Origin of the sequence: uncultured Streptococcus sp. (genome assembly GCF_915066115.1) — a bacterium.
Lineage (GTDB): Bacteria > Bacillota > Bacilli > Lactobacillales > Streptococcaceae > Streptococcus.
This window is the reverse complement of record NZ_CAJZDT010000126.1, coordinates 1-5,460: the sequence shown is the minus strand read 5'-3', so window position 1 is coordinate 5,460 and position 5,460 is coordinate 1. Positions and strand designations below refer to the sequence as shown.

Annotated in this window: 5 protein-coding genes; all 5 read right to left on the bottom strand. The window is 38.6% G+C overall.

All coding sequences use genetic code 11. The annotated features are described in order from the left end of the window. Positions 1–615, bottom strand: a 615-nt coding sequence (locus QZ565_RS08030) for a GNAT family N-acetyltransferase (RefSeq protein ID WP_295527979.1), incomplete at its 3' end; no start/stop codon positions are given. Positions 616–630: 15 nt separating this feature from the next. Next, a complete protein-coding gene (locus tag QZ565_RS08025; RefSeq protein WP_295527975.1) occupies positions 631–1,890 on the bottom strand; it encodes a UDP-N-acetylglucosamine 1-carboxyvinyltransferase in 1,260 nt (419 codons plus the stop codon). A gap of 222 nt (positions 1,891–2,112) precedes the next feature. Further along, positions 2,113–3,618: a pyruvate kinase gene (gene pyk / locus QZ565_RS08020; protein WP_261033854.1), complete on the bottom strand. Its 1,506-nt coding sequence runs from the start codon at positions 3,616–3,618 to the stop codon at positions 2,113–2,115. 56 nt (positions 3,619–3,674) lie between these two features. Continuing rightward, positions 3,675–4,682 (bottom strand): 6-phosphofructokinase, encoded by a 1,008-nt coding sequence (pfkA, locus tag QZ565_RS08015; RefSeq protein WP_020900675.1) that lies wholly within the window; start codon positions 4,680–4,682, stop codon positions 3,675–3,677. Between the two features lie 81 nt (positions 4,683–4,763). Next, a partial coding sequence (locus tag QZ565_RS08010) for an OB-fold nucleic acid binding domain-containing protein (protein WP_295527966.1) occupies positions 4,764–5,460 on the bottom strand: 697 nt, incomplete at its 5' end.

The window sequence follows — 5,460 nt, the reverse complement described above, 5'->3', positions numbered from 1 at the left end:
CCCACAAGAACACAATTCTTCAGAGTTTCCAACTTTTTTTACATCTTCTTCTTCAAAGTCTTCTACACTTTGTCTTTCTTCCTCAGTTTTTACAGCAACTTTAAATAAGAAAGATGTAGTTTGTTCTTTAATATTACTAATCATTTCTTCAAATATTTGGCTTGAAATCAATTTATATTCAGTCACTGGATCTCTTTGACCATAAGCTCTTAAATAAATACTTTCTCTTAGAGCATCAAGAGATTTTAAATGCCCTCTCCATCTATTATCAACAACATCAAATAAAATATGTTTTTCAAGTGTTCTCATTAAGTCAGAACCAAGTTCTGCTTCTTTTTTTATTTCATCTAGCTTTTCAAACTTAATTGAACCAATCATTTTTTCAGTTTTCTTGTCACAAATAGCCCATACACCTAAAGGAGACTTCATAAAATAATTGGCCAGTGCATATTGACTCTCTTCCAGAGTTGCCTGAGTTGGGAAAATAAATTGAAGATTTTCTGGATTTGAAGCTATCTCGTGGAAGTCCTGGCTATCACTAAAAAAGAAAGGACGCAAATACAAGCGATCCGTTTCAAAAAAAGAAAACATTGCTAATTTGGTCCAAATATTCATAAACACCTCTACGGTTTATTCTTCAACAAGTGTAATATCCGCTCCTAGATTACGTAATTTTTCAATAATATCTGAGTAACCACGTAAGATGAACTCAATATTTGTAATTTCAGTTTTACCTTCAGCCATCAAACCAGCAATGACAAGTGCGGCCCCAGCCCTAAGGTCAGTAGCTTTTACATTTGCTCCACGTAAACTACGTCCACCGGTATATAAAATATGGTCGTTTGTAGTCGTAATATCCGCGTCCATCTTTGCTAGTTCAAAAACATGGTTTACACGTTTTTCATAAATGGTATCAATAATAGTACCACGCCCTTCCGCTGTTAACAAGAGAGGAGTAATTGGTTGTTGCAAGTCAGTAGCAAAACCAGGATAAGGAGCTGTCTTAATATTGATTGCTTTCAAATTAGACTGTTCCTCGACAAAAATGCTGTCTTCAGATACAGTCATTCGAACTCCCATTTCTTCCAACTTCGCAATGAAACCTTCTAAGTGCTCGTATAGTACATTATTAATACGAATTCCCTTACCAACTGCAGCAGCTAAAGAAATATACGTTCCAGCTTCAATACGATCTGGAATCACCTGATGACGCGTTCCGTGTAATCTTTCAACACCATCAATAATGATAATATTGGTTCCTGCACCACGGATATGAGCTCCCATATTATTCAAGAGAGTAGCTACATCAATAATCTCAGGCTCACGAGCTGCATTTTCAATAATAGTACGGCCACTTGCTTTAACCGCAGCAATCATTGTATTAATCGTCGCACCTACACTAACTGTGTCCATGTAAATACTTGCACCATGGAGTCCTGAATCTTTAGCAGATAACTTCATGTTATCTCCCTCGTAGCTAACAGTGGCACCCATAGCTGCAAAAGCCTTAAGATGTAGATCAATCGGACGAGGGCCAAGATCACATCCTCCAGGTAGGCCAACTGTAGCTTCACCAAAGCGACCTAAAAGACTTCCATAAAAATAATAAGATGCACGAAGACTGTTAATTTTCCCATAAGGCATTGGAATATTTTGAACACCTCTTGGGTCAATCTCCAATACATCGTCATAACGCTTAACAGTAGCTCCCATCAATTCCATGATTTCGACAAGACTAGCAACATCAGAAATATCAGGTACACAATCTAAAGTCACAACATCATCTGCCAAAATAATAGCTGGAATTAAAGCTACAACACTATTTTTTGCACCACTAATGGTAATCTCACCTTGCAGGGGCAAGCCACCATTGATAACAATTTTTCTCATTTTAAATTTTTAATACTCTTTCAAAATTTCTAAAAAGGTCCTACTCTAAAGTATATCATAAATTCACCCTTTTTTCCATCATTTTCGATTATATTAGCTGAATCGGATTTTATTGGTAACTGAGTTTCTTACAAAGTTTTGCCCCTTTTTTGCCCCCTGATACAGAAAAAGACCTATCATACAAGCTATAAAGCTTGATATGATAGGCTTTTTAATATTAGATTAACGTACTGTACGGATACGCATTGTGTTTGTACGAACAGCTTCTCCAACTGGTACACCAGCTACGATAACGATATCGTCACCTGATTGTACAAGTCCTGCTTCAACTGCTTTACGTTCAGCGATTTCGAACATATCGTCAGTTGATGATGGAGCATCTGTCAACATTGGGATAACACCCCAGTTCAACATCAATCCACGTTCTGTCAATTCGTCGAATGTCAATGCCAAGATGTCAGCATTTGGACGGTATTTAGAAATCAAACGTGCAGTATGACCTGTCTTAGTAAGAGTTACAACCAATTTGATATCCATTGAGTTAGTAGCATCTTTAACAGCTGAAGCCATTACTTCTGTCTTAGAGTTACGTTCGAATGAATCTGAGTTCAAACGTCCGTATTCGTTAAGAAGAGTTTGAGCATTCTTATCAATTGTAGCCATTGTAGTTACTGACTCAAGTGGGTATTTACCGTTTGCAGACTCACCTGAAAGCATTGTAGCATCAGTACCGTCGATAACAGCGTTGAATACGTCTGACACTTCTGAACGAGTTGCACGTGGTTTTTCAGTCATTGTTTCAAGCATGTTCGTTGCAGTGATAACAACTTTACCTGCAGCATTGACTTTCTTGATGATCATTTTTTGGTAAACTGGAACCATTTCGAATGGTACTTCGATACCCATGTCACCACGAGCGATCATGATACCATCAGCAGCTTCAATGATTTCATCCAAGTTATCGATACCTTGTTGGTTTTCGATTTTAGCGAACAATTGAACGTGACCGTTACCAGTTTCTTCACAGATTGCACGAACTTCGTTAACGTCTTTTGCAGTACGTACGAATGAAATAGCGATGAAGTTGATACCTTGTTCAAGACCGAAGCGGATGTCATCGTTATCGCGTTCAGCAAGAGCTGGGAAAGGAATTTTAGTGTTAGGGATGTTAACACCTTTTTGTTTAGCAATTACGCCATCGTTTTCAACTTCAACTTCAAATTCACGAGTTGCATCGTCTTTAGCAACCACACGAAGACCAAGTTTACCATCGTCAACCAAAACTTGACGACCAACTTCAACATCATCATAGATATCAAGAGCACCAGCAACGTTCAATGCGATCACATCACGAGTTGATTTGATTCCTTGTTTAGTAGCAACACGGATTTTTTCACCAGTTGTGTAAGAGTACTCTTTTGCATCTCCTTCAAACAATTCAGTTCGGATTTCTGGTCCTTTTGTATCAAGAAGGAAACCAACTTTTTTACCTGCAAGTTTTTCAGCAAGTTTAACAGTTGCCATACGGTCACCTTGTTCTTGGTGATCACCGTGTGAGAAGTTGAAACGGAATGTGTTAGCACCAGCTTCAATCAATTTAGCAATGTTTTTAGCTGAAGCTTCAACATCAAGTTTTTCACCCCAGTAACCGTCATCACCGAATTTTTTACCACCACGGATTTCTACCGCAGGTCCCAAAGTTGCAACGATTTTTACACGTTTGTTCATGATTTTTGTGACTCCTTTATATATAACCTTTTTGGTCTTATTAACTAAATTATAAATTATGACAAGCTCTTATTCAAGCTAGATAGCTCAAGGTCAGCCTTATGTGGGTTGTTAACCACAATCTTACCATCTGCAGTTAAGCTAAACAATGCTCCTTCTTCTGCAGTTCCAAGAATTGGGTTTTCAACCATTTTCTCGTTACGGATACCAACCGCAACACCACCGATACCTTCTTTAAGAAGTTTAACAGCATGAGCACCCATACGTGATGCCAAAACACGGTCACGCGCAGTTGGAGAACCACCACGTTGAATATGACCAAGTTCTGTTACACGAAGGTCGCTTGTATCTCCAGCTTCTTTTAGTTTTTGACCAAATTCAGCTGCTGACATCACACCTTCTGCCAAGACGATGATGTTGTGTTTTTTACCACACTCATAACCAGCTTTGATACTTGCTACGATATCTTCCATCTTGAATCCTTCTTCAGGAATGATGATTTCATCAGCACCAGTTGCAATACCAGCCCAAAGAGCGATATCACCTGCGTTACGTCCCATAACTTCGATAACAAAAGTACGACGGTGACTTGATGATGTATCACGAATCTTATCGATAGCGTCCATAGCAGTCGTAACCGCTGTGTCAAAACCGATTGTAAAGTCAGTACCAACGATATCGTTATCGATTGTACCTGGAAGACCGATAGCTGGGAAGCCATGTTCAGTCAAACGCATAGCACCGTGGTAAGATCCGTCACCACCGATAACAACTACACCTTCAATCCCGTGTTTTTTCAATTGCTCAATCCCTTTAAGTTGCCCTTCAAGTTGAGCGAACTCTGGGTAGCGAGCTGAGTGAAGGAAAGTACCACCACGAGAAATGATGTCTCCTACTGAAGCTGCATCTAGGGGATGAATTTCACCAGCAACCATACCAGCATATCCATCATAGATACCAAATACTTCCATTCCTTCTGAAATTGCTTGACGAACAACTGCACGGATGGCAGCGTTCATACCAGGGGCGTCTCCACCACTAGTCAAAACAGCAATACGTTTCATATTGGTTATGCTCCTTTTTCTTTTAACATTCTTACTGATTATACCACATTTAATTGGAAAATTCTTCTATTTTCCGTAATTTTAGCGATAAATCGTTTTCATAACGATTCCACCTAATTTCGCTTCTAATTCATCAGATTTAGCTACAAAATGATTGGGAGAAACAATCGTTCTCTGTTCCTCTTCATACCTGATAATGACTGGGATTGGGCCTTTATATTGATCTAAAATACGTGATATTTCTTGATCCGATTCATGATTTTTCACCTGAATCCAAAAGCGCTCAGCCACTGCTTCTCTTATTTCTTGTGCAATCATTTGCAGACGACCGTCACGTGACTGGACTTTCCCTTTAATATAGTAGAAAGCTCCCTCTCTTACTTCTTGTCCAACCTGTTTATATAAATCTGAAAAGAGGGTAACATCTAATTTTTTCTTACTATCATCCACCTGTAAAAAGGCCATATTTTCACCCTTTTTGGTACGAATTACTTTTATCTTCTGAACTTCAACCAAGATAATAGCATAGCTATTTTCTGACAAATTCCCAATTGCTGTAATCGGGTAAATAGCTTTACTTGCAATAGCTTGTAGGGGGTGTTTGCTAACTCCTACCCCTAGAAGCTCTTGTTCCATATAGAATTTTTCTTGTTCTGTCCAATCTTCCGATTCCTGCCAACTATATATCGTATCACCGAACAAGCTTCCTAACTCTTTCACAAATTCAAATAGATTACCTAAATTATTAAATACTTTTTGGCGATTTTTTTCAAATGAA

Coding starts and splice junctions, on each gene's coding strand:
- QZ565_RS08025 (WP_295527975.1), bottom strand. CDS start 1,890: ATGAGAAAAATTGTTATCAATGGTGGCTTGCCCCTGCAAGGTGAGATT.
- pyk (WP_261033854.1), bottom strand. CDS start 3,618: ATGAACAAACGTGTAAAAATCGTTGCAACTTTGGGACCTGCGGTAGAA.
- pfkA (WP_020900675.1), bottom strand. CDS start 4,682: ATGAAACGTATTGCTGTTTTGACTAGTGGTGGAGACGCCCCTGGTATG.